Genomic DNA, 26,423 nt, shown 5'->3' with positions numbered 1-26,423 from the left:
ATTCCATAATGAGTAAAATAAGTAATTTTCATTCTAAAGAACAATATGAGGAAATAATCAATCAAAAACTAAATGATAATCAGCTAAGAAAAAATCTACAAAGTGTAATGCAGACTTTGAAAACAAATAGAAAAAATACTATTGCTGCAAGATATACCGATTGGGAAGCATTAAGAGAGCTAGGTAGAAGAGTAAAACAAAATACACTTGCAAATTTGCCAACTTTATTAGAGATATTTGAGAAAAATGCAATTAAAAATGGCTTTAAAGTGCATTGGGCAAGTAATGCAAAAGATGCAAATGAAATTATTTTATCTTTAATGCAAAAAAAATCACAAAATATTATTTTAAAAGGTAAATCAATGGCAAGTGAAGAAATTCACTTAAATGCCTATTTAAAAGAAAATGGAATTAGTGCCGTTGAAACGGATTTAGGTGAATTAATCATCCAGCTTATAGATGAACCACCTGTGCATATTGTTGCTCCTGCGATACATAAAAATAGATATGAAATAGGTAATATTTTTAAAGAGAAATTAAATGCTCCGCTAGAGAGTGAGCCAGAAAAACTAAATAATATCGCAAGAGATCATTTAAGAAAAGAGTTTAAAGACTTTAAGATTGGATTATCTGGTGTAAATTTTGCTATTGCAAATGAGGGTGCTATTTGGCTTGTTGAAAATGAAGGAAATGGTAGAATGAGTACTACTGCTTGTGATATTCATATTGCAATTTGTGGTATTGAAAAAGTCATAGAAAGTTTTGAAGATGCTAGCATTTTGGATTTATTATTAGTGCCAAGTGCAACTGGTGCAAATATCACTTGTTATAACAATATCATAAGAAGTCCAAGAAAAGAAGGTGAATTAGATGGTCCAAAAGAAGTTCATATAATTTTACTTGATAATAATAGATCAAAGATTCTAGCAGATAAGCATTATTATAGAGCACTTAGCTGTATTCGATGTGGCACTTGTCTTAATCACTGCCCTGTATATGATAAAATCGGAGGACATGCTTATTTATCTACTTATCCAGGACCAATTGGAGAAGTAATTTCTCCACAATTATTTGGACTTGATAATTGTTCTCCTATGCTAAATCTTTGTTCGCTTTGTGAGAGATGTTCTCAAGTTTGCCCTGTAAAGATACCTTTGGCTAGTCTTATAAGGGATTTAAGAAGTGAGAAAGCTGGAGAGGGTAGAGGTGGTGTTTTAGGATATAGTAATACCCATAGAAGCAAGATAGAGAAACAGAGTTTTATGATATTTAGGAATCTAGCTACAAGTGGGCTAAAGTGGCGACTCTTAATCTATCAAGTGAGGATTTTTGGTGGATTTGGTAAAATATTTGGAAATATGATTCCAGGACTTAAAAATTGGCTTAGTTGTAGAAGTTATCCAAAACTAGATGCAACACTTCATTCTAAAGTAAAGCAGTTAAAAGGGGTGATTTATGAATAGAGAAGCTATAATATCTAGTACAAAGATGGCATTGCAGCAAAATAAATTATCTACATTAGAAAAACAATATAAAAATCTAATAAAGCATTCTCCAGGTAGTATATTAGAAGAATACAAAATGATACAAAGTGCAAATAAGGCTATATTAGTAGAATCTAGTGATGTAGTAAATGATATAAGAAATATATTATATAATTTGGGTTCTAAAAATATTATTTACACACCTGATTTAGGTATAGATATATCCATGCTTAATAATGAGTTTTTAATTAATCCATATAATAGAAGTGTAGAAGAAATAAGAGATGAATTATTTAATACTGATACTTCTATAATAAGGGCTGTATGTGGTATAGCTGATGTAGGAGTATTTGGACTTGCTTCAAGCTCAAAACACCCAAGATTAGCATCGCTTATTACAAAAAATTGTATAGTAATTTTAGAGAAGAAAAATATTATCCAAAGTATTTATGATGGAGTAAATATGCTAAAAGATAGTGGCGATCCTAGTAATATGCTACTTATTGCAGGTCCATCTCGCACAGCCGATATAGAGTTAAAAACTGTATTTGGTGTTCATGGACCACAGCAAGTATATATTATATTAATATGATAATATTATTTAGCCCTAGTGAGGATAAAAAATTTATATACAAAGAAAGTAAAAATAAAAGTTTTGCTTTTGTGGATAATTTGCTATTTAGTGATTTAAATGCTCATCGTTTAAGTATTTTAAAAAAATATATAAATTTTTTAAAGAAATCTCCAAGCGGGGATTTAGCTAGAATCTTTGGAGTAAAATCATTTAAAAATTTGGATTTAATAGCTGCGTGTAGTAGTATAGATTGTGCAAATACAATAGAATCTATTTATCTTTATAGTGGCACTGCTTTTAGAGCACTTGATATAGAATCTATGCCTAAAAATGGGTTAGATTTTGTGATGAATAATGTGATTATATTTAGTAATTTATTTGGTGCAATAAGAGCAAAAGATAAGATTCCATATTATAAATTAAAACAAGGTGAGAATTTTTTAGATATCAATATAAACTATGTTTATAAAGGATTTGATGGATTCTTAGATGATTACTTAAAAGATAAAGAAATATTAGATTTAAGAGCAGAGTTTTATACAAAAGCTTATAAATTAAATCTAGCACATACAAAAGTTGAATTTTTTAAAAATGGTAAAAAAGCTACTCATTGTTCAAAATTTTATCGAGGTTTATTACTTAGAAATTTAGCTATAAATAATGAGATTACATATCCATTTAAATTAATATCTAGTAAAACATCTGGACTTACTAAAATCTTACAATATGAGGTTTTAAACTAATGTATAAAAAAATATTAAGAATCTTTTATTTTATTTTATTATCAAGTTTATTTTTAAATGCAAATAGTGTAATCACTCAAGCTCCGCTTATAGTAGAGTTTCCCGTATTTAAAGAAGCAGAAAAAATATGCAATGGTAGTGATTATACAAAGATTCCTTGTTTGGTTGAGAATCTAAAAAATTATAGCAATAAAATATATACTAAAAAAAGCGGACAATTAGGCAAGATTAGCGTAATTTTATATGCTATAGATTCTAATGGTAGAGTTACTTATCCACAAGAAAAACTCGATAATAAATATTGTGAGTTTATAGATACTTTCGGTAAAAAAAGTAATTTTGTGCTAAGTGGAAATGGATTTCACTATGTTTTAAATTATAATTTTAATTATTCTTCTTCACAGAGCAAATCATATATTGTTTGTCATATTGTCAAAAATGGTAATATACTCTCACAGATTAGTCAGCCAATTACTATTGTGCCAAGTAGATTTGATTTGGATTTATCTATACAAACTATACAAGATTCTATCTTTAGTCTAAATTCAAATGATAGAGAAAGTCAAAATGCTAATTTTGACTTGATATTAAAGACACAGAATTATCCACTTATTATTAAACCAAATGCTACTGCAAGAACTATAAATGATGAAATAGATATAGGTTTTAGTAGCTTGTTACTTCCACTATCAATGAGATTTAATAGAGATAATGGAAAATGTGATGCTATTGGTGAAAATATACAAGGTGTTATAAAATTTACAAATGGAAAATATACTAATAATAATATAAATCTTAGTTTCAGTGATGTCGCAAGTGGTGAGCTAGAGCTAATTATTGGTCATAATCTATCTAGAGATGATATGTTGCAAGGAAAATGTCTAAATTCAATTCCATCTAATATAGATATAACAAATGCAGGCAAGATTCTGTGTCAAGAGCCAATTGTAATTAGAAAGAGAGTGGATATTATCCCTTATTCTTTCTTTGTAGAATTGGAAAATAATGGAAAGCAAATATATTACAATCAACATACTTTTATTCCAGCAATAGTTCATCTTCCAACAACCAAGCTAGATATAAAAGCCATAAATGATAAGAATCAATTGCTAAAGAATTTTAAAAATGAATGTTTTGCTAAAGATTTATCAATAAAGTTAAGTGATAATAAAAATAATCTTTTATTTATAAATGGAAATATTCCAGATTCTATTATCCCGCAAGCTACATTTTTGGATAATTCTCAATCTAGAGTTGTGCGTAAATTATCAAGTAGTGGAATCTTAGATAGAGATCTAACCCCACTTGATGCTTTTTCCTCAAATATCATCAATTTAAATAATACAATAATGAATATTGAGTTTTATAACATGGGGATAAAATATCCAATCTATCATATAAAACCTCGTATTAAAAATGATTGGCGTGTAGTGCTATTTCGCGGTAGAATCTCGCTACTTAGCAATACAAATCAAAGTGACGCTTTGATTGCAAATCCAAAGATTAATTATGAATTTTATTGTAAATTGCCTATGTGTAATATACTTGATTTAGAAAGTGTATTATCACCTAGGACTCGATTCCCTGCTTCTAATACTCAAAATTGGTATATAAATACAGCACATCCTATTAATTTTAAAGTGCAAGATAATAATCTAATCCTTCCGGATAATTTGAGCATACAATCAATTGGCAATATATTAAATGGTGTGCAAACTATAGCAATAGAATCTAATTCAAAAGGTATATTTGATATCAAAATAAGGCAAGGTTTTGGATATGATGATTTTGCTTTATTTTTATATTTTTCACCTAGCTATATAAATATTAGAGAAGATTTAGGAGTAAGCACAAAAATAAATTTCTAAGAGATTCTATGTTGTGCTTATTCTTTTATAAGTTTTGTAATTTTTATTATGCAAGCAACAAATGTAGCAATTTAGATTTTAGATTCTAAATTGCTATGCTTATTTTAGAAGTGTTAGATTTAGATTCTATATCTATAATATAGCATAGCCTACACTAATGCAAGCCTTTATATTTCTTAGTTCATCTAAAATATTATCTGTAATATCATCATCTACAATGATAACAGCTAATGCTTCTTTTACTTCTTTATTTCTACCAAGTCTAAAATCTGTAATATTTATATTATGATTTTCCATAATCTTCCCTACATTACCAATGACACCTGGAACATCTGTATTTCTAAATAATATTATCTTACCACTTGGCTCTACATCAATACAGAATCCATTAATATAAATAATTCGTAATTTATCATCATCAAATACACAACCACTAATTGATATGGTTTTTTCTATTGTTGTGATTTCTATCGTAATTAGATTCTTATATACGCTTGATAGGCTGTCTTTTGTATTTATATTAATATTTATGCCTCTATCTTTTGCTACAAATAATGCATTTACATAATTTATAGAATCTCCAAGTGAATGCTTTAGCATTCCAAGTGCCGCAAATGTGCCAAAAGATTCTGCATATGGTGTCAATTTACCACTACAAGTGATATTTATACTTCTTATAGCCTCTTTTGTAATTTGTGATAAGAAAAATGCTAGTTTTTGTGATAAATCCAAATATGGTTTTATAAAAGCTGGTATTTCATTTTCTTTGATAGCTAGATTTAGTGCATTTGGATAACTACTTCCTCTAGCAGATTCTACTGCAATACTTGCAGCTTGAAGTGCAATTTTTTCTTGAGATTCTAGTGTATTTGCCCCAATATGTGGTGTTACATATATATTATCCAAATCAAGCAAAGGATTATCTATTGCTGGTTCTTTATTAAATACATCAAGTCCAAGCCATCTAATCTTTTTACTTTTTGCAGCCTCTAATATATCATCTTCATTATATAATCCACCTCTAGCACAATTAATAAGTATCACACCATCTTTCATTTTTGCTATTTCATTTTTGGTTATCATATTTTTTGTTTCGCTATTTTTTGGTGTATGAACTGTTATTATGTCGCATTTTAAAATATCATCTATATGTTTAGCACATATCACACCAGCATCAATGATAGTAGAATCTTTTACATATGGGTCATACGCAATCACTTCCATTTCAAAGGCTTTTGCACGAGCTGCTACTTTAGAGCCAATATTTCCAAATCCTACAATCCCTATAGTTTTTCCTTTTAATTCTGTCCCATACCAATCTTCTCTTTTCCAGATTCTCTCTTTTTTTAGTTGATTATTTGCACCAGGAAAATTTCTAACTGAATTTATAATATGAGCCATTGTTAATTCAACTGCAGCAATTGTATTTGCAGTAGGAACATTCATAACTATGATACCTTTTTTACTGCAAGCATCAATATCTACATTATCAACACCAACACCAGCTCTGACAACTGCTTTTAGTTTTGATGCTGCATTTATAAATTTTTCATCAACATCAGTTGAACTTCTTGTGATGGCAACATCTGCATCTTTTAATTTTTCTAATAATTCATCTTTTTTTAAATTTGAATAATTGACAAACTCCACATCATTTTGTTTTTGTAAAAAATCTAAACCAGCTTGATGTATATGGTCGCATACTACTATTTTATATTTTGACATTTTAAACTCCAATTTTATTGAATATTATATGATATATTGTATTTATTTAATTCACTTATCAATGTATTTTTTAGATTAGTATTATTAAGGACAACTTCTAAGATAACAGAATCTAGTGTTTTTTGATAGGCGAATTTTATATTATTACTTTTTAAAATTTCATTTAAACAAAAAAACTTATATGAATCAAGATTTGTAATCTTTAATGTATGCGTTTTTTTATTATTTGAAAAATCTAAATGAATAAATAGCTCTGAACTGGGATATTTAAAATCATTTAATATTTGTTTTGAAAATATTTTTATCCAAGAATTATTTTGTGTATCTTCTTTTATATCTACTTTGGGTTGCATAGCCTGCGTATTTTTTTGGTAATTTTGCGGTAATTGCATCGCCTTATTTATATAAAGATCTATGGCTATAAATGATGTTATCAATATAGCCATAAAAACTACGAATAACAATATATTGATTACTGAATTCATTTAAGTCTATCTTTTAGAATATCCCCTAATGTCATTTTTTCATCATTGTTATAACTTTTAATTTCATCTTGCTCTTTTTTACGAGCTAATTTCTTAACAGAAAGCCTAATTTTACTATTATTTGTATCTATATTTACAATACTAGCTTCTACTTTGTCACCGATTTTTAATTCATCTTTTTTCAAAGGAAATAAATCTTCATTTTTAATCAATGCATCCATATTTTCATCTAGTTGAACAAAGATTCCAAAATCTTTAATCTCAACTATATTTCCAGATACTACATCTCCAACTTTATGTGATTTAGCAAATATACTAGTAGGAGATTTTAATAATACTTTTCGACTTAGAGAAATTTTTTCATTTTCTTTATCGATTTTTAATATTTTTACTTCAATATTATCACCAACTTTTAATACATCTTTACATTTATCTTGTTTATTCCATGATAAATCTTCATTATGTAATAAGCCATCAATATTACCAAATCTTATAAAAGCACCAAAATCTGTTATAGTAGCAATATCACCATTTAATATATCACCTTCTTTATATTTTTTTATAAACTGAATAAATGGCTTATCTAATAGTTTTTTTAGTGATACTCTAAGCTTTTTATTAGAAGGATCTAATTCTATAATCTCAACATCAATTTCTTGACCAATTTTTAAATAATTATTTGGTTTTTTGATATTTTTTTCCCATGAAATTTCTGTAATATGCAAAAACCCTTCTATGTCATTGCCTATATCTATAAAAGTTCCATAAGGTTGGATACTGCTAACTACAGCTTTTATCGTATAGCCAACTTTAAGCTGATTTTCTATATCTTCCCAAGGATCTTTAGTCAATGCTTTGATAGATAATGATAATTTGGATTTACTTTCATCATAATTTAAAAATTTTACTAATACATCATCTCCAACTTTGTATAATTTTTCTGGATTTACAAAATTTTTATGAGATATTTCACTTGAATGCACTAATCCTTCAATATCATCAACACTTACAAAAATACCAAAATCTTTAACATTTACGACTTTGCCTTGCAAAGATTCTGCTTTTTTCATTTTTTCGATTTTTTCTTCTCTGTCTTTATTAGATATATCAAAATATTTTTTTCTAGATACTATAATGCCACTATTATTTAGCTTGATAATACAAACTTTTATGACTTTATTATTAATTTTTATATTAGGTTTTAGTGCAGATTCTTTGATTGGTAAAAAGCATTCAACACCTTCACTTTCCCAATTTACTATAAAACCACCTTTATTTTTACCAATAATCCTAACATCTATGATTTTATCTTGAAAATCATCTTTTAATTTTTCAATAACCTCTTTTGTTTTAGCTAGTTTTAATGCTTGCTTGTAAGATATTCTATATTTTCCTTTTGAATCATTAAGAAGTAACTCTATTTCATCACCTTCTTTAAATATCAAATTTCCATCATTATCTGTAATCTCATTGATATTCATTTTAGATTCTGCTTTTTGCCCTATATCTACCATCACAATATCATCATTAATCTTAACAATTTTACCTTTTATTAAGATTCCTGTATTGTTTGTTTTTTCTTTTTTTTCACTTTGTTCATAAAATGATGTGAATTCTTTATAGCTTTCCTCATCTTGAGTGCTTAATTCGTATTCTTCTATTGTTTTTGCCATCGCTGTCCCAACCTAAATTAAAATTAAATGCAACATTGTCATATTAAATAATGCAACAATTGGGATATTTTATAAAATACAAGTTAATATTTAGCTTACAAAATCTTTATTTAGATAATTTAACAATGTAATATTTTTAATTGGTTTTAGTTTAGTTTTTTATAAGGATGATTGATGTAGAAAAAAGGCGTAAAATACGCCTTTGGAAATTATTTTGTTTTTTCTTTGATAGTTGTTACTATTTGAGAAAATGCATTTGGATTATTCATAGCCATATCAGCTAGTATTTTTCTATCTAAATTAATATTTGCTAATTTTAATCCATGAATAAATTTAGAATAGCTTATATCATTGATTCTACAAGCTGCATTAATTCTTACAATCCATAATTGCCTAAAATCTCTTTTTTTACGCTTTCTATCGCGGAATGCATAATACATACTTCTTTCAAGCTGTTCTTTTGCTTTTCTAAAATGTTTTCTTCTTCCGCTATAAAAACCTCTTGCGAGTTTTAAAATCTTTTTATGTCTTCTTCTTCTAACTATACCAGTTTTTACTCTCATTTTTTATCCTTTACCTTAAAAATATAAATTTAGGTGGTAGCCTTTAAGCTTCACTTGCCCATTATGGGGGATTAAACTATTATGCCATACATAAAAGTTTTTTAACTTGCTTCACATTTGTATCATCAACATAATGAGGAGCATTTAAATTTGCTTTTCTCTTTGGTGATTTTTTTGTCAAAATGTGACTTTTAAACGCAGTGCCTCTTTTTATAAGATTCTTTTTTACTCTGAATCTCTTAGCTGCCCCGCGATTTGTTTTCATTTTAGGCATTTATTTCCTCCTTTGTAAAATTAAAACTTCGCATTATATCATTAAAAAATAAAATTTATCACTCTTTATTCTCAATGACAACACTATCTGCTTTTATATCTTTACCATATACATCTTTTAATGTTGCATCATAGGCTTGATGTATAAAATTTTCTTTTCCAAGCTTTATTAGAATCTCATTTAGCTTATTTAATAATTCTGTATTACCTTTTTTTACTGCTGGAGCGATAACATCATCATTTCCAATATGAGTTATACCAACTTCAAATGGAGGATTTTCATTTGCCCATGCAAAAAGTAATAAATTATCATGTGCCAATCCATCACCTCTATTATCCTTTAGAGCTAAAAATGCCTCTGTATTTTGGTCAAATTTTAGAAGTTTTATATCTGGATAATTGGTGCTAAAATAAAAATCTGCTGTTGTGCCTTTATTTACTATCAAAGTTTTTTTGTTTAAGTCTTCTAAATTTGATATTTCTCCATTTTTAGATACTAAACCTAAAGCAACTTTCATATAAGGAAGTGCAAAATCAACAACTTCTTCTCTTTCTTTTGTTTGAGTAAAGTTTGCAAATATAATATCAACTTTATTTGATCTTAAAAATTCAACTCTATTTTGTGCCTCAACAAGGACTAATTCAAGTTTATTTTCATCACCTAATAATTCTTTTGCTACTCTTTTTGCTATATATACATCAAAGCCTTGATTTTTACCATCGCTATCTAAATAACCAAATGGTGGTTTATCCCCAAAAACACCAATTACCACTTTATCTTTTTTGATGATATCACTTAGTGATGTATCATTTGATATTGTTTGGTTGTCACTTTGAGCTTTATCCTTTTGATTATCATCGCAAGCAATAAAAAAAATCCCAATAAAAAATATTGATATTAGTTTTATGATATTTTTCATTTTATTCCTTTAAGTTAATATTTATATAAAATAGAAGTTGGTATTTTCACAAAATAACTTTAAAAATATATAAAATAATAAATTTTAATTTGTAATATATAAAATAAAAGATTGTATAAAAATCAATAGTAGAATCTAGTTGTATAAAAAGTTAATGTTTGTATATTTTGTATGATTCTTTGTATTGCCTATAAAGTATTATTTTTACTATTATCTATACAAAAGATAATAGTAAGTTAAAAGATTCTAATAATTTCTACACATCTTTTTTATTTACTTTTGGAGTAAGAGTGATATTTACATATCTACCTTCTAATATAGGCTTATCTTCTGTATTGGCTTCTTCTTGCAACATTTCCATTACTTTATAAAGGACATTAAATCCTTGTTTTGGATCTGTCATTTCTCTACCTTTTAAAAATACTTTAAATTTTACATGTTTTCCACTTTGTAAAAATTCCTTTGCATGTTTTACTTTGTAGTTAATATCATTTTGTGCTATTTGAGTTGATAGCTTGATTTCTTTTATTTCTATTTGTTTTTGTTTTTTTCTTGCTTCTTTTATTTTTTTATCTCTTTGATAACAAAACTTTTTATAATCCATGATTTTACATACAGGTGGTTTTGCGTCAGCAGCAATTAATACCAAATCTAAACCAGCATCATCAGCTATATTTTGTGCTTCTTTTGATGAGATAATCCCTAGTTGCTCTCCATTATTTCCTATACATCTAACCTTATCAAATTTTATATTTTGATTTAATAATGTACTCTCTTTGCTCAAAAATACACCTCATTTAGTTGTTTGCTAATTAGATTCAAAAAATCCTCCTGTTTTAATGTATATTGTTCTTTTTTTATTCTATCTCGAATTGATAATTCTTTTTGTAAAACCTCTTTTTGTCCTATAACCACGATATATGGCACTTTTTGCTTTTCACTTAGTCTAATGCGTTTATTTAGTGTATTATTTTTTAGATTTATCTCTGCATAAGCTCCAATTTCTCTTAGTTTTAGTTGAATGATTTTAGCATAATCTTGCGCTTCTTTATCGATAGGTATAATAACAACTTGTGTTGGTGCTATAAATACTGGAAATTCTCCACCATAATGCTCTGTTAAAATCGCAATAAATCTCTCAAAACTTCCAAGTATCGCTCTATGTATCATTACTGGTTTTTGTGTGATATTATTTTCATCAATATATTCAAGATTGAATCTATCTGGTAAATTCATATCAATTTGAATTGTTCCACATTGCCATTTTCTGCCTATTGCATCAGTGATTTTTATATCAATCTTTGGTCCATAAAATGCACCACCACCTTCATCAATGCTATAATTAATACCGCTAGATTCTAGGACTTCTTTTAGTGCATTTGTAGCTTCTTCCCATATTTCATCACTACCTATATATTTTTGCGGTTTTGTTGAGATTTCCATTTCATATTTGAAATTAAAAATTTTCATAATCTTGCTTGCAAAATGCACAATTGATACAATCTCATCTTTTATTTGATTTGGTCTGCAAAATATATGTGCATCATCTTGTGTAAATTCCCTAACACGAAGCAATCCATGTAAGACCCCGCTTTTTTCATGTCTATGAACTATGCCATATTCATAGAATCTAAGCGGTAAATCTCTGTAACTTCTAACATCACTTTGATATACTTTAATATGCCCTAGGCAATTCATAGGCTTGATTCCATATTCTATATCATCGATATTTGTAAAATACATGTTTTCTTTATAATTTTGATAATGTCCGCTAATCTTCCATAAATCACTTTTTAATATTTCTGGACCCCTTACAGGCTCATATTCTTGATTGATTAGTGCTTTTGTAAGTATATTTTCTATATTTCTTCTAATCCTAGCACCTCTTGGTAGCCATATTGGCAACCCTGCGCCAACATCTTCATCAAATGCAAAAAGTTGTAATTCGTTTCCTAATTTTCTATGATCTCTTTTTAGAGCTTCTTCCATCATAAAATTGTATTCTTTGAGAGCTTCTTTTGTTGCAAATGCAATACCATAGATTCTAGTTAGCATTTCTGCATTTTCATCACCACCTAGATATGCACCTGCTAGTTTTGTAAGCTTGAAATATGATAAGAATCTTACATCTGGAATATGAGGACCTCTGCATAAATCTTCAAAGTCATTTTGCTTATATATGCTAAATGTATCACCTTTGATATTTTTAATAACTGCCATTTTTAATTCATCATCTTTGAATATTTCTATGGCTTTTTTTCTATCCATATATTCTTTTTTAATAGGACATGATTTTTTAGCTAATTCTCTCATCTTATCTTCAATTTTTGCTAAATCTTCTACACCTATTTTTTCATCTACTTTGAAATCATAATAAAATCCTTCATCTACAACAGGTCCAACAAAGAATTGTGCATTTGTATAGAGTTGTTTTATTGCTTGAGCCATCAAGTGAGCACAAGAATGCCTAATGATACTTAGTGCATCTTTTGAATTATCAAAATAGATTTTTTGGTATTCATCAATATTAAATTTCAATTCCTCTGCTGTTTGTAAATCAAAGATTTCATTATCTTTTTTTAAACCAATTAATTCCAAATTTTTATTATGCCTTATTTATATGATTTTATGGTGGCCACGACTGGACTTGAACCAGCGACCACTACCATGTCAAGGTAGTGCTCTACCAACTGAGCTACGCGACCAAAAATAAATGCTTTTAAAAAACAAGTGCTAATTATAATAAATTTTATAAATAAAAATACTAAATATTTTTGCATTTTAGTTTATTTTAGGCTTTCTTGTTTTATAGCTATTATATACATAATCTAATAATAAATATATAATTGCAATATTTATAATAGAATCTGCAAAGTTAAATACAGCAAATTTAAATCCATAATGCCAATAGATATAATCTACAACACCATCTCTAATAAATCTATCTATTACATTACCAAAACCAGCACCAATTATTGCACCAAGTGCAATATAATATTTATTAAAAAAATCTTTACTTTTTATTACTAAAATACTTGTGATTATTAGTAGCAAAAGGATAATCCACTTTAGGCTAACTCCCAAAAAACTCCCAAGTGAAAATGCCATACCTTTGTTATAAACCAAAATAATATCAATAAAATTTGTTTCAAATATTGGATTTGTAGTTTTTGCAAGATTTAAAATCCATAGTTTTATTGCTTGATCTATTATGATAATAAAAATAGCAATAATAAAAAATAAGATTTTTTGTTTCATATTTTAATTGATCTCTTTATTAAAAAAGTCTATTAATATCTTCATTGTAGAATCTAATATATCTTTATCTTTTCCTTCAAGTAGGATTCTAAGCTTATTTTCTGTGCCAGAATATCTAATAATATGTCGAATATTATTTGGAATAAGTGATATATATTTTTCTTTCATATTTTCTAAAGGTTTTTTTTGTTTGATATCAATATTTTTTTGTAATTGAGGATGCAATAAAAAAGGATTTAGGATTTGTATGCTACTTTGTTTTGAATCTAGCATTAATGCTAAAGTCTGCAATGCACTAAGGATTCCATCACCTGTTTTTGCATAATTGCTAAAGATGATATGCCCACTTTGCTCACCCCCAAAATTGTATGAATGATTTATCATTTCTTCTAATACAAATTTATCACCAACATTAGAGCGAATTAATTTTATATCATTACTATCCAAAAACTCTTCTAATGCAATATTGCTCATTATTGTTGCAACAACTCCATTATTTTGCAATTTGCCTTGATTTTTTAAATATAAACTCAATGCTCCAAGCAATTTATCGCCATTTACTATATTTCCACTATTATCTACAACGACCAATCTATCCGCATCACCATCAAGAGCAAAACCAATATCCGCACCAACTTCTTTTACTTTTTTGCATAAAGATTCTGGGTGAATTGCCCCGCAATTTTCATTTATATTGTAGCCATTTGGTTTGTCATTTATTGTTATTACTTCTGCTCCGAGTTCACTAAAAATAATAGGTGCGACTTTATAGCTTGCTCCATTTGCTGTATCTACGACAATTTTTATATTTTTTAGATTTAAGTTTTTTGGAAAAGAATTTTTGATATGGACTATATATCTACCAATCACATCATCAATTCTTTTTGATGAGCCAATATCTGTTTTATTTTTAAAGTGGCTTTTTAAAATATCCAAATTATTATAGATTGTTTCTATTTCTTTTTCTTCTTTTTTGTCAAATTTATATCCATTATGATTGAAAAATTTTATTCCATTATCATAGTATGGATTATGACTTGCACTAATCATAATTCCAGCATCACAACGCATATCTTCTGTAAGAAATGCTACTGCTGGAGTTGGCATAGGACCTATTTGTATTACATCATATCCAAGTGATGTTAATGCTGACACAAGAGAGTTTTCTATCATATATCCACTTCGTCTTGTATCTTTTCCTATCAAGATTCTATTTGTGTTTCTTTTTAGATATATACCAATTGCAAGTCCTGCTCGCATCGCTGTAAATGGGGTAATATCTATTCCTGCTTCGCCTCTAATACCATCAGTTCCAAAAATTTTCAAAATATACACCTATTTGCTAAAATTCTAAAATAAAAATTTTAGCTAAAAACTATTTAGATTTTTTAAAGATTTTAATTTTGTTTTAAATAAAAAAGTGCGAGAATCACGACTTTATAATTTTAAAAATACAATGAAGGAAAAATAATATAATGGCAAACCATAAATCAGCTGAAAAAAGAATACGACAAACATTAAAACGTACTCAAAGAAATAGGTATTATAAAACTAAAATTAAAAATATCATAAAAGCTGTAAGAGAAGCTGTTAATAGCGGTAATATTGAAGATGCAAACAATGCACTAAAAATCGCAAATAAAAATCTTCATAAATTTGCAAGCAAAGGTATATTATCAAAAAATACCGCTGCAAGAAAAGTTTCAAGATTAAATGCAAGTGTTAAAAAAATAGCAAAAGCTTAAAAATTTTTAGATTCTATAGTTTTAAGATATTAGTCTAATTTTATGATTGTTGATAAGCTACTTCCATTAATTGAACGTTATGATAATATAAATCAAGAGCTAATAAAGCCTGAGGTTTTATCTAATGTCAAGCTACTTAGCAAGCTTACAAAAGAGCAGAGTGATTTATCATCTTTGGTTGAGAAGGCAAAAGAATATTTAGCTGTTTTAAAAAGCCTTGAAGATAATAAAGAACTGCTCGATGATAAAGAATTAGGTGATTTAGTAAAAGAAGAAATAAAGATTTTAGAATCTAAAAAAGTAGATTTAGAAGAAGAAATCAAGCTTCTCCTTATTCCAAAAGATCCAAATAGTAATAAAAATGTATATTTAGAAATCCGTGCTGGCACTGGTGGCGATGAAGCTGGAATATTTGTTGGTGATTTGTTTAAAGCTTATTGTAGATATGCAGAATCTAAGAGATGGAAAGTTGAAATAATAAGTTCAAGTGAAAATAATGTAGGTGGTTACAAGGAAGTTATTGCTCTTATCAAAGGTGATAGCGTTTATTCTAGGCTAAAATACGAAGGTGGCACACATAGAGTTCAAAGAGTGCCAGATACAGAATCTCAAGGTCGCATCCATACTTCGGCAGTCACAGTTGCCATTATGCCAGAAGTTGAGGATATTGAGATTAATATTAATCCAAATGATTTGCAAATAGATGTATTTCGTAGTGGAGGACATGGAGGGCAGAGTGTAAATACTACAGATTCTGCAGTGCGTATTACACATATCCCAACAGGCATTAGTGTATCAATGCAAGATGAAAAATCACAGCATAAAAATAAAGACAAAGCGCTAAAAATACTAAAAGCTAGAATCTATGAAAAAGAGCTTGAAGAAAAAATGCAACTTGAAAGCCAAAATAGAAAAGAGCAGGTTGGTAGTGGTGATAGAAGTGAGAGAATAAGAACTTATAATTATCCACAAAATCGCTTAAGTGATCATAGAGCAGGAATAACACTTTATAGTTTAGAAGAGATTATGTTATCTGGGAATCTTGACTTGGTTATAAATCCGCTTCTTGCACATATGCAAAGCTTAAGTGTGCAAGAATAGAGATCTTAGTGATATTTATATATCATATTTTGAAAGCTATTTGCTATCATTTGTGCTCTTTTTAGAAATACAGCCTTACAATTATCATCAAATACCAAATCTAGACTTTGAGAAAATAGATCTAGCCATATATTAAAAAATTCTTGTGGAAATGGTGGTAGCTCTATATGAGTTTTCATTGGCTGCCTTCTGTAATTTCCTTCTCCAAGTATTTGTCCTTGCCAAAAATTACTAATTTTATCTTTGTGTTTATCCCACGCTTCTTTGCTTTCACCAATTTTGCTTTTAAAAATTGGACCTAGATTATTATCGCTTTTTATCTTATCATAGAAAATATCCATCAATTTATCTATACTTTCTTTATTAATATCGCTATAAATCATATTTATCCTTTGTATTATTCTATTAAAAAAATCATATTGTAGCCAATATTGCTAAAAGTCTATATTTTACTTACCTCATATACTTCTAGCTTTTCTCTTAAATATATAGGGTCTATGTATATATTGCTAGAGTGCCACTGGCAGTCATTATTATATCCTTTATCAAGTATTTCTTCATCCAAATCACACACTATTGGCAAATATGAAATATTGTCAAACATTGCACTCATTACAAACATATGTTCAGTTAGGCTATGTAATCTAAGTCCAATCATCTTGCATTGTTTTTTAGAAAATAGTGCATTAACTAGACTAGTTCCATCGATACTTATGACGATTTCTGCATTTTTCATAATATTTATTTTTTCTTTTAAATTATAATCTTCCATATATATTGTTTTAAATCCATATTCTTTTTCTAATATATTTCTTATTTCATCTTCATTTGATAAGAATCTAACTTGTGATTTTTTTCTTGATATATATAATCTATTAGTAAAATTAAATTTATCATCATTAAAAGAATCTTGTAATTGTTTTATTATCTGGTTAATGATAGATGGTATTTCATTTGGAAATGATGAATAATAAATATTTTTTGCACTTATATTACAATCATCTATATATATACGTTTGTTTTCATCTATACCTTGTAAAGTCAATAATTCTTCAAATACTGCATCATACCAATATGAATCTTTTTTGGGGCATATTACAAAATAATCATTAATTCCTATTTTCTTCATATGATTTATTATCATAACCAAACTAGGATAGTATTGAAAAAGCGAATGATACATATTTTTGTAAGCAGATTCAAACCACATAATTTTTGCTTTATTGCTATTTAGAATCCTTCTTTTTTGTAGGCTTTCTTTTGGATTTGTAAGTATATATATCCATTTTTTTACAAATCCTTTTAAATGTCCAAGTTTTCTAATTTTAAATAGATTGAAATGTTTATAATAATCAAACATTCCTTGCAGTGCTTGATAGACTTTTTTATTGTCTTTGAATACATATTCTCCATTACTATCATATACGGCGCCACATAGCCCAATATAGCCAGCATCTAAATGGTATATTTCAAAACCTCTAATTGGTATAAAATAATCTCTAGGAGTATTTTTAGATTCTATTATTTCTAATAGATTTTCTTGCTGCCCCCCCCCAATTTTGTGGATTATTGTTTATATATTGCAAGGTTAGCTCTTTTATGTTTCTATTTTTATTTTCATCTATTAGGCTTTTATACTCTAGGCTATCCTTGCTTATCTTAGAATCTATTTTTAAATGTAAAAAATCCATATTTAATTCCTTGTTTTAGTTATTAGATTTTACCCATTCAATCATCTTTTTTATTCCGCTTTGTTTATTAATTGTTGGGTTAAATGGCATAATTCTATTTAATTTATCTAAATTTGCTACAAATATTTTTTGATCGCTTGCTCTAGGAGAAGCTATATGGTATTTTATCTTTATATCCAATATTTCCTCTAAAATATCAAATAACTCTAATATTGAGAGGCTATTATCCCATCCTCCCCCTATATTGAAGGCATTTCCTTGCATTTTTTCTATATATTTTGGTGCATCTAAATATAATCTTACCATATCAGAGGCATATAATATATCTCTTACTTGTTTGCCATTGCCAGATATTGTTATTTCATTGTTATTTATTGCTTCATTTATAAAATATCCTATCCAACCTTGATCATAAGTGCTAAATTGTCTTACACCATACATAGATGAATGCCTAAAGACAATGCTTTTTACACCATAGATTCTATGAAAATCAAGCATATACATATCACCTATTCCTTTTGAACATCCATAAGGAGAATGCAAATCTATGCCAATATCCTCACTAAAACCATAAGGATATTCCTCGCAGATATATCTTTTAGCAGTTTCTTTATATGTAAAATTTTCTAAATCACCATAGACTTTATTTGTTGATGAATAAATTACAATAGAATCTTTGCTAAATTGTCTAATAGAATCTAATATATTAAATGTCCCTACTGCATTGACTTCAAAGTCAAATCTTGGATTGGCTATTGATGTAGTCATAGCTACTTGTCCGCTTAGGTGATAAACTATATCTGGTTTAAAATCAATGATAACTTTTGAAATATCATAGAAATTTCTTATATCCCCGTGAATAAATGTAAAATCTCTACCACTTTCTTTTAAAAAATCTAAATTTAAATTAGAACCTTTTCTATAAAGATTATCAAATACGATTAATTCATCATTTGAATTATCTAAAATATCCTTTGCTATATTACTCCCTAAAAATCCACAACCACCAGTGATTAAATAAATCATATTCCATCTCGCATTTAAATATGCATTATTTTATCATAATTTATTTTTCTCCCAATTTTTCTATATCATTTTCTGCTTTCCATAATTCAACGCAGTGCATTGTATGGATTTTATAAATTATTTTATCTAGCATACTAGGTTTTTTTGGATATTTAAAATCTTGAAATTTGAGATTTTCTATTATCTTTTCTCTTAAATTTTCATCATCAATTTTATAAATCATTTGATATTTGTGATAAATAATAGTATTTTTAATGCTATTATTTATTAGATTATCTCGTATAAATACCAAATCCATCATGCTTCCTTGCAATAATGTTTGATATTCAAATGAAGTATTTATTTCCCATCTATATTTGCTTAAGAATCTAGAATCTTGATAGACTTTTGTATATTTTGCACAAATAGCATGAAAAAACCAATCAGCCGAAGGGTAAAAACTATCGTTATATCCACCAAGTTTTATACATTGCTCTTTATTGTGGAGTAGGGCAGAGGGATGCAGTGGATTGTATTTGCAAATATAATCAAAATCTCTAGTATCAAATTCTTTATATGTTTTGATATGAAATATAGAATAGATAATCTTTTTTATAAATATTTGCTTTATTGCTTTTAAAAATATAAATAATATTGGAATCTTATGTTTTATATAAGATTTTATTATATTTTCATCTTGCTTATAATTAATCAAAGAAAGATTGCCAAAATATATCGCCCTATGGCTTATAAGAGAAGTGTTTTTATCTATTATTTTTATTCTTTCTTGCATTTCTTTTAGATAATTTGGAAGCAATATATCATCATCATGCAATAAACACACCCATTTTCCATTTGCTAATTCAATGCATCTATTGAAATTACCAAAAAGCCCAAGATTTTTATGATTTTTATAAAAGCTAAGTTTATTTTTGTAGTTAGATTCTAAGAGATTTTGTATTTTACTTCCCCCCCCCCCATATCATCGCAATTTTCTACTACTATGATTTCATATTTTGTATCTATATTTTGATTTAGAGCAGAATCTATTGCTTCTTTTAGTGTATTAAGTCGCTTAAAAGTTGGTATTGCAATAGTAAAGTCTATATTATTTATATCTATATTTTCTTGTTTAAAAATAAGATTGGAATCTATATGTTTGTATTTTTTAAAATTATCATAAATTTGAAGCATATCTTTTCCATTGATTTTTTTCATAAATATTTCCTTTTTATTTTATTTAATACCTTTGTGTAGAATCTATATTGCAGAAGAAAAGTAGGATTTCTTTTTATATAAGATTTTATTCTATATGGCAGGGTTGTTTTTAAATATTTTTTGATGATAATATTTTCTAGATTCTCTAAGTGGATTTTTGCAAATGGGCTTTGTGCTAGATATTTATACCAAATATCACTTTTTGGTGTGCTTGGCGTATGCCATGGCTTGCAATCGCCTATATAGTGTATCTGTATCGGATTTAGCCTAGCATCTTTTAGCTCATCGTATAAATATACATTTGGTTTGTATTTTTCCCAAGATTCTCCATAGATTTCCCACATAGCATTACCTACAATATGAGCAGGAGAGAGTTTGCCAATCTTTGGATAGCAGATTATATTTAAGATATCTTGTTCGGCTTGTATGAGTTTGTTTGCATTATTTTGCAAAAAATCAATCATCTTGGATTCTATATTATCTTCACGCCATTTTTTTAGATTTGCTATAAGATATCCGCCGCCTACGCCATATTGAATAGATTCTAGCTCTTTGTCATTAAACTTTTTATAGCCTTCTTTCCAGTTGGTAAGCGGAAATAAATCATTTGGATTATTCATTTTTACACCAGAAATATAAATATCATCATCTGTGTCAAACTCTAAAAAGCTTTTGCTTACATCACCTAAAAATACAACATCTACATCAGAGACAATAATTTTGTCGTATTTTGGAAAATTGCTAGATAAAAGTATTTTGTATAACATCTCTTTTGCATAATGCGCCTTATGTGATATATCGCTCCATTGTTTTGCAAATGTATTGCTAGTATTGATGAAATGTAAAGTAGAAAAATCACTAAATGGCTTTATAGAATCTTGAAGTAAGTCTTGATAATCTTTTGTTATATCATTGTGCAGGACATATAATTTGTAAAATAATTTTTCTTTATTGCTAGATTCTAATTTAGATTCTGATTTTACCCCCCCCCATAGTGCCATATTTTGCTGTATTGCAAAGAAGTGATATAAAAGCTATGCTTGCAGGTATGCAGTAATTTTTATCAAAGCAAAACATTATTGGTATTATTTTCATTTTTCTTCTCATTTTTAAAAAATCTTGGTATTTTAACATATCATTTATTTTATTTATAGCTCTCTTAATTTGATATAATACGCAACTATTTTTTAATAAGGTTAAAGTTATTGTTATTGCATTATATTAAAAACCCAAAAACAACGGGTGCTGTATGTTCTAGTTCCAAACAATTAAGTCGTGCTATGCTAAAAAATATAGAAATTGAAAATGCAGAAAATATCATAGAAATTGGTCCAGGGCTTGGGGCTTTTACGCGATACATAATAAATAATAAAAAGCAAAATTCTAATTTTTTTGCTGTTGAGATAAACTCAAAAATAGCAAATAATCTTCACAAAAAGTTCCATGGACTTGATATAGAAATAGGTTCTGCAAAATTTCTAGAATCTATGATGAAAAAAAGAAATATGCAATATGCAGATATTATAGTCTCTGGGATTCCTTGGGCTTTATTATCAATAAAAGAGCAAAGCGTTATACTAAGAAGTATTTATAAGGCTTTAAAGCCAGGAGGATATTTTACTACTTTTGCATATATCATACCTACACCTCATGCAAAGTGGTTTAAAAAAAGAGTGTTTCATACTTTTGGTGATGTAAAAACATCAAATATAATATGGCAAAATATACCGCCTGCATTTGTTTATTATTGCAAAAAATAGGAGTTTAGTATGAAAAAGATATTATTGATTTTTACTTTAGTATTTTCGCTATTTGCAGAATCATTACAAAAGCTTGATAGCACAAATTTTAGAGAATCTTTAAATCTTAAAAATGATATGGAGGCATTTTATCTATTGTATGGAAAATATGATGGAGTAGAACAAGAAGCTTATTTACATATCAAAAAAAATTATGATAGAAAATATATTGCAAATATTAAACTTCCAAAACAAGATAATATAAATATTGATATCATGCTAGATTCTAAGGATTTAAAATTTGGGCTTAATAATGATATGCTTTTTATAAATGGAAGTTATAATGGAGTAGATTTTAGTTTTACTCAAGATTCTAATGCAAAGCTAAATAAAATATATTTTGTAGAATCCAGCATATCTAAAAAAATCAATGTAAATGATAAATATAGAAGTGAAGTTACTTATGAAGATGTGATTACAAAACCTATTATTTTAGATAGTTCATTTAAAAATGTAGATGTATTAAATAAATCTATGTCAAATGCCCTTAATATAGAAGAGTTAGAAGAGAATCTAGATTCTACATTGCAAGATAAAATGAATGATTATGGTGAGATAGACTTTAATGTAAATTTTAGTAGCAATGATAGTGTAGCCTATATTGATGATGATATTTTAGAGATTGATACTTTTATATATGAATATACAGGCGGAGCACATGGATATAGCATGGAAACTATGCAGTTATATGATATAAATAGTGGAGAAAAACTCCCAAGCAAATTTGAAGAAGTATTTGATATAAATAATGACGATGAATTTTTAGCACTTTTATCTTCATATTTAGAGCCTCAAAAAGATCGTTTATTTATTTTTCCTATTGATACTTTGCCAAGTTCATTTTTTATAAGATCAGATGGAATTATTTTTATGTGGGATATTTATCAAATAGCACCTTATGTATCTGGAATGATTACTACAAAAATTAGTTTTGATGAAATAAAAGACTGGCTAAAAGATGGAGTAGTTAAAGATTATATAAATAAGAGAATTAACAATGCTAGAAGTAACAATAAATAATAAGATAAAAGATAGTTCCATTGAATTTATGAGTATGGTAGATGAAAATAAATTTGGAAGTTTTCAAATGCAAAATTTAGTGGGATTAAATGTGCTTGGAAACAAAAGAGAGAGAATCTCCATACAAAGACAAATGAAATTTAAATTAGAAGAATTTAAAATACTACATTTCACTGAAGCAAAAATTAGCTGTGGGGGGGGGTATTTGTAGATGACAAACTCATCAAAGAAGCATTATCTCATTTTGAATGTGGGCAGCTAAATACAGATTTACAAAATTCATATAATACTTTTATAAATGATAAGAGTATTATAAAACAAATAAAAAAGCTAATAAAGCAGTTTTTTTATAGATTCACAAAATCATACAAATTATCAAGATCAAACACGCCAAAAATTATATTTTTTTGTCCTTGGTTTGATAACTTTACACATTTTATTTTAGAGGCATATCCAAGACTTTATTTAATCACTAAAATATTTAGAGAGCAAAATAGAGATTTTATCGTTGTTGTGCCACCTAAAAAACGTGAATTTTTAACAGAATCCTTGTATAAATCTTTTATAAATCCAATATTTGAAACACTAGATATAAAAGAAAAAGATAGAATCTATACAAATCATACAAATATTCTTATATCACCAGCTTTTATATCTCTTAAAAATGTATATTTACCAACGCATATAAAATACAATAAATCTGTAAGTTTTGAATCAATACAAAAAATAAAGCAATATTTTTATGATAAAGATTTTGTATGGGAATATCAAAATATTTATATATCAAGAAAAAAAGCTAATAGAAGAAAGGTAAATAATGAAAAAGAGGTTATAGATTTTTTATCAAATCATGGTTTTATTGAAATTGATATGGAAGATTTAAGCTTTAAAGATAGAGTAAATATAATGATGAGAGCAAAAAATATTATTGGCGTTGATGGGACAAATCTAACAAGTATGATATTTATGCCAAAAGATTCTAATATAGTTGGTCTTCGATCTTATGATATGCAAGAGTTTAATCAATTTAGTGCTTCTATGTTTGATTTGAATTTTTATTGTATTGTGTGTGATGTTGATGATGAAATATTAAATCATAATAATGAAGCTTGGTTTTTTAGCAATTTAAGAGTTGATGTAAAATATCTAGAATCTAAACTTATAGAATATGAAATCATATGAAAAGCGTTGTTTTGTTTTCTGGACTTGGTAATCAAATATTTCAATATGCATTTTATTTAGGATTAAAATCAAAATACAATGATGTATCAATAATAACAAACCAAACTTTTGGAAAAAATCAGCATAATGGTGAGGAGCTATGCAAGATTTTTAATATAAATCCAACATACAATATTTGGTTTTATTCTAATAATATTATGTTCAAGATTTATAAAAAATTGCTAATTCAATCTAAATTAGCAAAGGTCTATACAAATGAAGATGAATTTTTGCATATCAATAAAAAGCCATTTGAAGTGTATATTGGGTATTTTATGAATTTGAAATATTTTGATTTTATAAGAAATGAATTAATCAATACTTTAGAAATTAGAGAAAAACTAGATTTATATAATCTAGAAATAATCAATAAAATGAAATCAACAAACTCACTAGGTATCCATATAAGAAGAGGGGATTTTTTGAGTTTTCAAGGTGGAATTGGCTTAAGCTTGGATTATTATAAAAATGCAATAAATTTTATTAATGATAAAAATATGCATATATTTATTTTTAGTGATGATATAGAATTTGTAAAAAATGATTTTATGAAATTATTAAGTAAAAATAGGGGGGGTGGATATTATAGATTTTAATAGAGGAAAAAATAGCTATAAAGATTTAATCCTTATGAAAGAATGTAAATATTTAATAACAGCAAATTCATCATTTAGCTATTTTGGAGCATATTTAAATAAATATGCAAAATTGATAATAACACCAAAAAATTGGCTTGGAAATATTGGCGATAATACAAATCACTTCATTCCAAAGCATTGGGTAAAAATATAATTAATTTATTGGCTCTATTTCATATTCTTTTAATTTTTTGATTAGATAATCTTTATCTAGGTATAAATCACTTTCAACCCAAAATGCAGAATCTCCAATTTTATTTTTTATATCACATACAATTGGTAGAAATTCTATATTTTTAAACATAGAAGATATGATAAATATATGCTCTGTCATATCAAAACTTCTAAGTGCGATGAGCTTAGAATCTTTTGCATTCATAAATAAGCCATTTATTAGGCTTGTGCCTTCTATACTCATCACCACTTTTGCATTTTGCATAATATTGATTTTTTTACATAAGCTATAATCTTCCATATATAGCACTTTGAAGTTAAATTGTTTCTCTAAAATTTCAATGATTTCTTTTTCGTTGCTTAAGTATCTTCGTGGGGATTTTTTGCGGCTTATATAAATTCTATCTATAATATCTATTTTATGCTGCTGCCCCCCCCCTAATTGCACAATACGCTTTTAGTTTATTTAAGCTCTCAAGAGTGTATTTACCATTGCATTGTGGATTAGAACAATAATAAATATTTTTAATATCATAGTTTTGATGATCTAGATATAAAACCTTATCTTTGCTAATTTTTAAGCTCTCAAACATCTCATCAATAAACCATTTATGATATTGCATGAGTTTTCTATATTTTGGTGGAGCTATGATATAAAAATCTAGATTTTTCTTTTTGCATTCTTTAATAAGCTCTACTAGCCTTGGATATGCCTCAAAAATAAAATGATAAAAATTAGACCAATATTCGCAGAAAAATAATATTTTTGCTTTGTTTGGATCTTGAAATATTGCTTTATTTTTTTTAGATTCTCTTCCTAAATATTTAAAATATTTATTTTTAAGCAATGATTTTAGATTTTCTTTATTGAAAATATTTTTACTATGATATTGTATTTTATCAAAGGTGTTTTGTTGATGTTTGCTAGCTGTAGTAGAGTTTAGGCTTTGTTTTATTATTTTGTCTTCTACAAACAAACCACCATATGAGCAAATCTTTGCTTCATCTTGGTGATAAATCTTAAATTCATTTAGCGGTATTTTAAAGATTCTTTTATTGATATCTAAAAAATCTTTTTTTAGTTGTTTTAATGATTCATTATTAGAATCTTCATCGCTGCAAAGTATTTTTGCAACATTATAAATATTTAGTTGTTTATTAGAATCTTTTATACTTTTATATTCAAGAGAATCTTGTTTTATTTTATCACTTATTTGAATTTTTATAGAATCCATTACCCAATCC

The 26,423-nt window shown here is 27.2% G+C and carries 32 protein-coding genes and 1 tRNA gene; 12 read left to right on the top strand and 21 right to left on the bottom strand.

The genetic code is table 11. The annotated features are described in order from the left end of the window. Window positions 1-17 precede the first annotated feature (17 nt). Genes CQA42_RS01430 through CQA42_RS01415 form a run of 4 tightly spaced genes read left to right on the top strand, consistent with a single transcriptional unit; the run spans window position 18 to window position 4,669 of the window. Window positions 18-1,463: a LutB/LldF family L-lactate oxidation iron-sulfur protein gene (locus CQA42_RS01430; protein WP_181881464.1), complete on the top strand. Its 1,446-nt coding sequence runs from the start codon at window positions 18-20 to the stop codon at window positions 1,461-1,463. Further along, a complete protein-coding gene (locus tag CQA42_RS01425) occupies window positions 1,456-2,076 on the top strand; it encodes a lactate utilization protein C (protein WP_115582915.1) in 621 nt (206 codons plus the stop codon). Before CQA42_RS01430 ends, CQA42_RS01425 begins: the two co-directional genes overlap by 8 nt. Further along, window positions 2,073-2,801: a peroxide stress protein YaaA gene (gene yaaA / locus CQA42_RS01420; protein ID WP_115582914.1), complete on the top strand. Its 729-nt coding sequence runs from the start codon at window positions 2,073-2,075 to the stop codon at window positions 2,799-2,801. Before CQA42_RS01425 ends, yaaA begins: the two co-directional genes overlap by 4 nt. Beyond that, window positions 2,801-4,669, top strand: coding sequence for a hypothetical protein (locus CQA42_RS01415; RefSeq protein WP_115582913.1), 1,869 nt, complete (start codon window positions 2,801-2,803; stop codon window positions 4,667-4,669). Before yaaA ends, CQA42_RS01415 begins: the two co-directional genes overlap by 1 nt. 132 nt (window positions 4,670-4,801) lie before the next feature. Here the strand turns inward: CQA42_RS01415 and serA are convergent, their stop codons facing one another. The 11 genes from serA to glmM form a co-directional block, all read right to left on the bottom strand. Further along, a complete protein-coding gene (gene serA / locus CQA42_RS01410) occupies window positions 4,802-6,394 on the bottom strand; it encodes a phosphoglycerate dehydrogenase (protein ID WP_115582912.1) in 1,593 nt (530 codons plus the stop codon). A 14-nt stretch (window positions 6,395-6,408) separates the two neighbouring features. Then, the gene (locus CQA42_RS01405; RefSeq protein WP_115582911.1) at window positions 6,409-6,879 is read right to left on the bottom strand and encodes a hypothetical protein; all 471 of its coding nucleotides are present in this window, start codon (window positions 6,877-6,879) and stop codon (window positions 6,409-6,411) included. Continuing rightward, the gene (locus tag CQA42_RS01400) at window positions 6,876-8,552 is read right to left on the bottom strand and encodes a 30S ribosomal protein S1 (protein WP_115582910.1); all 1,677 of its coding nucleotides are present in this window, start codon (window positions 8,550-8,552) and stop codon (window positions 6,876-6,878) included. The genes CQA42_RS01405 and CQA42_RS01400 overlap by 4 nt, the downstream gene beginning before the upstream one ends. 209 nt (window positions 8,553-8,761) lie before the next feature. Continuing rightward, window positions 8,762-9,115: a 50S ribosomal protein L20 gene (rplT, locus tag CQA42_RS01395; RefSeq protein WP_115582909.1), complete on the bottom strand. Its 354-nt coding sequence runs from the start codon at window positions 9,113-9,115 to the stop codon at window positions 8,762-8,764. A gap of 79 nt (window positions 9,116-9,194) precedes the next feature. Then, entirely contained in the window at window positions 9,195-9,389 is a 195-nt protein-coding gene (gene rpmI / locus CQA42_RS01390) for a 50S ribosomal protein L35 (protein WP_115582908.1), read from the bottom strand. 58 nt (window positions 9,390-9,447) lie between these two features. Next, the gene (locus CQA42_RS01385; protein WP_115582907.1) at window positions 9,448-10,308 is read right to left on the bottom strand and encodes a transporter substrate-binding domain-containing protein; all 861 of its coding nucleotides are present in this window, start codon (window positions 10,306-10,308) and stop codon (window positions 9,448-9,450) included. Window positions 10,309-10,564: 256 nt separating this feature from the next. Then, window positions 10,565-11,092 carry a translation initiation factor IF-3 gene (infC, locus tag CQA42_RS01380; RefSeq protein ID WP_115582906.1) on the bottom strand — a complete coding sequence of 176 codons (528 nt, stop codon included), beginning with the start codon at window positions 11,090-11,092 and terminating at the stop codon, window positions 10,565-10,567. Then, complete coding sequence (gene thrS, locus CQA42_RS01375; RefSeq protein ID WP_115582905.1) at window positions 11,089-12,906, bottom strand: threonine--tRNA ligase; 1,818 nt, start codon at window positions 12,904-12,906, stop codon at window positions 11,089-11,091. The genes infC and thrS overlap by 4 nt, the downstream gene beginning before the upstream one ends. 31 nt (window positions 12,907-12,937) lie before the next feature. Beyond that, a tRNA-Val gene (locus tag CQA42_RS01370) sits at window positions 12,938-13,013 on the bottom strand. Window positions 13,014-13,089: 76 nt separating this feature from the next. Continuing rightward, window positions 13,090-13,566 carry a signal peptidase II gene (gene lspA / locus CQA42_RS01365; protein ID WP_115582904.1) on the bottom strand — a complete coding sequence of 159 codons (477 nt, stop codon included), beginning with the start codon at window positions 13,564-13,566 and terminating at the stop codon, window positions 13,090-13,092. Window positions 13,567-13,569: 3 nt separating this feature from the next. Next, window positions 13,570-14,892, bottom strand: a complete 1,323-nt coding sequence (glmM, locus tag CQA42_RS01360) for a phosphoglucosamine mutase (RefSeq protein WP_115582903.1) — start codon at window positions 14,890-14,892, stop codon at window positions 13,570-13,572. A 149-nt stretch (window positions 14,893-15,041) separates the two neighbouring features. Here glmM and rpsT point away from each other — a divergent pair, with 149 nt between their 5' ends. Both rpsT and prfA read left to right on the top strand, forming a co-directional pair. Next, window positions 15,042-15,311 (top strand): 30S ribosomal protein S20, encoded by a 270-nt coding sequence (gene rpsT, locus CQA42_RS01355; protein WP_115582902.1) that lies wholly within the window; start codon window positions 15,042-15,044, stop codon window positions 15,309-15,311. 42 nt (window positions 15,312-15,353) lie between these two features. Continuing rightward, window positions 15,354-16,412: a peptide chain release factor 1 gene (prfA, locus tag CQA42_RS01350; RefSeq protein ID WP_115582901.1), complete on the top strand. Its 1,059-nt coding sequence runs from the start codon at window positions 15,354-15,356 to the stop codon at window positions 16,410-16,412. A gap of 5 nt (window positions 16,413-16,417) precedes the next feature. Here the strand turns inward: prfA and CQA42_RS01345 are convergent, their stop codons facing one another. The 8 genes from CQA42_RS01345 to CQA42_RS01310 form a co-directional block, all read right to left on the bottom strand. Beyond that, window positions 16,418-16,795, bottom strand: a complete 378-nt coding sequence (locus tag CQA42_RS01345; RefSeq protein WP_115582900.1) for a group III truncated hemoglobin — start codon at window positions 16,793-16,795, stop codon at window positions 16,418-16,420. Window positions 16,796-16,854: 59 nt separating this feature from the next. Next, entirely contained in the window at window positions 16,855-17,772 is a 918-nt protein-coding gene (locus tag CQA42_RS01340; protein WP_115582899.1) for a DUF563 domain-containing protein, read from the bottom strand. A 151-nt stretch (window positions 17,773-17,923) separates the two neighbouring features. Beyond that, window positions 17,924-18,103, bottom strand: a complete 180-nt coding sequence (locus CQA42_RS01335; RefSeq protein ID WP_115582898.1) for a hypothetical protein — start codon at window positions 18,101-18,103, stop codon at window positions 17,924-17,926. 15 nt (window positions 18,104-18,118) lie between these two features. Continuing rightward, on the bottom strand, window positions 18,119-19,129 hold the full coding sequence (locus CQA42_RS01330; protein ID WP_115582897.1) for a GDP-mannose 4,6-dehydratase: 1,011 nt from the start codon (window positions 19,127-19,129) through the stop codon (window positions 18,119-18,121). A 40-nt stretch (window positions 19,130-19,169) separates the two neighbouring features. Next, a complete protein-coding gene (locus tag CQA42_RS01325; protein ID WP_115582896.1) occupies window positions 19,170-20,069 on the bottom strand; it encodes a glycosyltransferase in 900 nt (299 codons plus the stop codon). Next, the gene (locus CQA42_RS01320; protein WP_115582895.1) at window positions 20,054-20,326 is read right to left on the bottom strand and encodes a glycosyltransferase; all 273 of its coding nucleotides are present in this window, start codon (window positions 20,324-20,326) and stop codon (window positions 20,054-20,056) included. The genes CQA42_RS01325 and CQA42_RS01320 overlap by 16 nt, the downstream gene beginning before the upstream one ends. Then, window positions 20,323-21,327, bottom strand: coding sequence for a glycosyltransferase (locus CQA42_RS01315; protein ID WP_115582894.1), 1,005 nt, complete (start codon window positions 21,325-21,327; stop codon window positions 20,323-20,325). Before CQA42_RS01315 ends, CQA42_RS01320 begins: the two co-directional genes overlap by 4 nt. After that, on the bottom strand, window positions 21,293-21,421 hold the full coding sequence (locus tag CQA42_RS01310; RefSeq protein ID WP_115583119.1) for a glycosyltransferase family 8 protein: 129 nt from the start codon (window positions 21,419-21,421) through the stop codon (window positions 21,293-21,295). Before CQA42_RS01310 ends, CQA42_RS01315 begins: the two co-directional genes overlap by 35 nt. 110 nt (window positions 21,422-21,531) lie before the next feature. Between CQA42_RS01310 and CQA42_RS01305 the strand changes: the two genes are divergently transcribed. Genes CQA42_RS01305 through CQA42_RS01280 form a run of 6 tightly spaced genes read left to right on the top strand, consistent with a single transcriptional unit; the run spans window position 21,532 to window position 25,158 of the window. Further along, window positions 21,532-22,086 carry a class I SAM-dependent methyltransferase gene (locus CQA42_RS01305; protein ID WP_115582893.1) on the top strand — a complete coding sequence of 185 codons (555 nt, stop codon included), beginning with the start codon at window positions 21,532-21,534 and terminating at the stop codon, window positions 22,084-22,086. Between the two features lie 9 nt (window positions 22,087-22,095). Next, window positions 22,096-23,145, top strand: a complete 1,050-nt coding sequence (locus tag CQA42_RS01300; protein WP_115582892.1) for a DUF3298 and DUF4163 domain-containing protein — start codon at window positions 22,096-22,098, stop codon at window positions 23,143-23,145. Beyond that, complete coding sequence (locus tag CQA42_RS01295; RefSeq protein WP_115582891.1) at window positions 23,123-23,356, top strand: hypothetical protein; 234 nt, start codon at window positions 23,123-23,125, stop codon at window positions 23,354-23,356. Before CQA42_RS01300 ends, CQA42_RS01295 begins: the two co-directional genes overlap by 23 nt. Further along, window positions 23,335-24,327: a DUF563 domain-containing protein gene (locus tag CQA42_RS01290; protein ID WP_115582890.1), complete on the top strand. Its 993-nt coding sequence runs from the start codon at window positions 23,335-23,337 to the stop codon at window positions 24,325-24,327. Before CQA42_RS01295 ends, CQA42_RS01290 begins: the two co-directional genes overlap by 22 nt. Continuing rightward, the gene (locus CQA42_RS01285; protein ID WP_115582889.1) at window positions 24,324-24,962 is read left to right on the top strand and encodes an alpha-1,2-fucosyltransferase; all 639 of its coding nucleotides are present in this window, start codon (window positions 24,324-24,326) and stop codon (window positions 24,960-24,962) included. Before CQA42_RS01290 ends, CQA42_RS01285 begins: the two co-directional genes overlap by 4 nt. Then, on the top strand, window positions 24,943-25,158 hold the full coding sequence (locus CQA42_RS01280) for an alpha-1,2-fucosyltransferase (protein WP_115582888.1): 216 nt from the start codon (window positions 24,943-24,945) through the stop codon (window positions 25,156-25,158). Before CQA42_RS01285 ends, CQA42_RS01280 begins: the two co-directional genes overlap by 20 nt. Here CQA42_RS01280 and CQA42_RS01275 read toward each other — a convergent pair whose 3' ends face one another. Continuing rightward, window positions 25,159-25,626, bottom strand: coding sequence for a glycosyltransferase 61 family protein (locus CQA42_RS01275; protein ID WP_181881448.1), 468 nt, complete (start codon window positions 25,624-25,626; stop codon window positions 25,159-25,161). Further along, entirely contained in the window at window positions 25,598-26,413 is an 816-nt protein-coding gene (locus CQA42_RS01270; protein ID WP_115582886.1) for a glycosyltransferase 61 family protein, read from the bottom strand. The genes CQA42_RS01275 and CQA42_RS01270 overlap by 29 nt, the downstream gene beginning before the upstream one ends. Window positions 26,414-26,423: the final 10 nt, after the last annotated feature.

The organism is Helicobacter sp. MIT 99-5507, assembly GCF_003364295.1.
Classification (GTDB): Bacteria; Campylobacterota; Campylobacteria; order Campylobacterales; family Helicobacteraceae; genus NHYM01.
Note: the sequence above shows the minus strand (reverse complement) of the source record. Positions and strands in the feature narration are given on the sequence as shown.

Coding starts and splice junctions, on each gene's coding strand:
- rpmI (WP_115582908.1), bottom strand. CDS start 9,389: ATGCCTAAAATGAAAACAAATCGCGGGGCAGCTAAGAGATTCAGAGTA.
- CQA42_RS01415 (WP_115582913.1), top strand. CDS start 2,801: ATGTATAAAAAAATATTAAGAATCTTTTATTTTATTTTATTATCAAGT.
- CQA42_RS01320 (WP_115582895.1), bottom strand. CDS start 20,326: ATGAAAAAAATCAATGGAAAAGATATGCTTCAAATTTATGATAATTTT.
- CQA42_RS01335 (WP_115582898.1), bottom strand. CDS start 18,103: ATGGATTTTTTACATTTAAAAATAGATTCTAAGATAAGCAAGGATAGC.
- CQA42_RS01300 (WP_115582892.1), top strand. CDS start 22,096: ATGAAAAAGATATTATTGATTTTTACTTTAGTATTTTCGCTATTTGCA.
- CQA42_RS01425 (WP_115582915.1), top strand. CDS start 1,456: ATGAATAGAGAAGCTATAATATCTAGTACAAAGATGGCATTGCAGCAA.
- CQA42_RS01270 (WP_115582886.1), bottom strand. CDS start 26,413: ATGGATTCTATAAAAATTCAAATAAGTGATAAAATAAAACAAGATTCT.
- CQA42_RS01385 (WP_115582907.1), bottom strand. CDS start 10,308: ATGAAAAATATCATAAAACTAATATCAATATTTTTTATTGGGATTTTT.
- CQA42_RS01285 (WP_115582889.1), top strand. CDS start 24,324: ATGAAAAGCGTTGTTTTGTTTTCTGGACTTGGTAATCAAATATTTCAA.
- CQA42_RS01345 (WP_115582900.1), bottom strand. CDS start 16,795: ATGATTTATAGCGATATTAATAAAGAAAGTATAGATAAATTGATGGAT.
- CQA42_RS01310 (WP_115583119.1), bottom strand. CDS start 21,421: ATGAAAATAATACCAATAATGTTTTGCTTTGATAAAAATTACTGCATA.
- prfA (WP_115582901.1), top strand. CDS start 15,354: ATGATTGTTGATAAGCTACTTCCATTAATTGAACGTTATGATAATATA.
- lspA (WP_115582904.1), bottom strand. CDS start 13,566: ATGAAACAAAAAATCTTATTTTTTATTATTGCTATTTTTATTATCATA.
- CQA42_RS01315 (WP_115582894.1), bottom strand. CDS start 21,327: ATGGCACTATGGGGGGGGGTAAAATCAGAATCTAAATTAGAATCTAGC.
- CQA42_RS01405 (WP_115582911.1), bottom strand. CDS start 6,879: ATGAATTCAGTAATCAATATATTGTTATTCGTAGTTTTTATGGCTATA.
- yaaA (WP_115582914.1), top strand. CDS start 2,073: ATGATAATATTATTTAGCCCTAGTGAGGATAAAAAATTTATATACAAA.
- CQA42_RS01400 (WP_115582910.1), bottom strand. CDS start 8,552: ATGGCAAAAACAATAGAAGAATACGAATTAAGCACTCAAGATGAGGAA.
- CQA42_RS01340 (WP_115582899.1), bottom strand. CDS start 17,772: ATGTTTGATTATTATAAACATTTCAATCTATTTAAAATTAGAAAACTT.
- serA (WP_115582912.1), bottom strand. CDS start 6,394: ATGTCAAAATATAAAATAGTAGTATGCGACCATATACATCAAGCTGGT.
- rplT (WP_115582909.1), bottom strand. CDS start 9,115: ATGAGAGTAAAAACTGGTATAGTTAGAAGAAGAAGACATAAAAAGATT.
- CQA42_RS01330 (WP_115582897.1), bottom strand. CDS start 19,129: ATGATTTATTTAATCACTGGTGGTTGTGGATTTTTAGGGAGTAATATA.
- CQA42_RS01295 (WP_115582891.1), top strand. CDS start 23,123: ATGCTAGAAGTAACAATAAATAATAAGATAAAAGATAGTTCCATTGAA.
- rpsT (WP_115582902.1), top strand. CDS start 15,042: ATGGCAAACCATAAATCAGCTGAAAAAAGAATACGACAAACATTAAAA.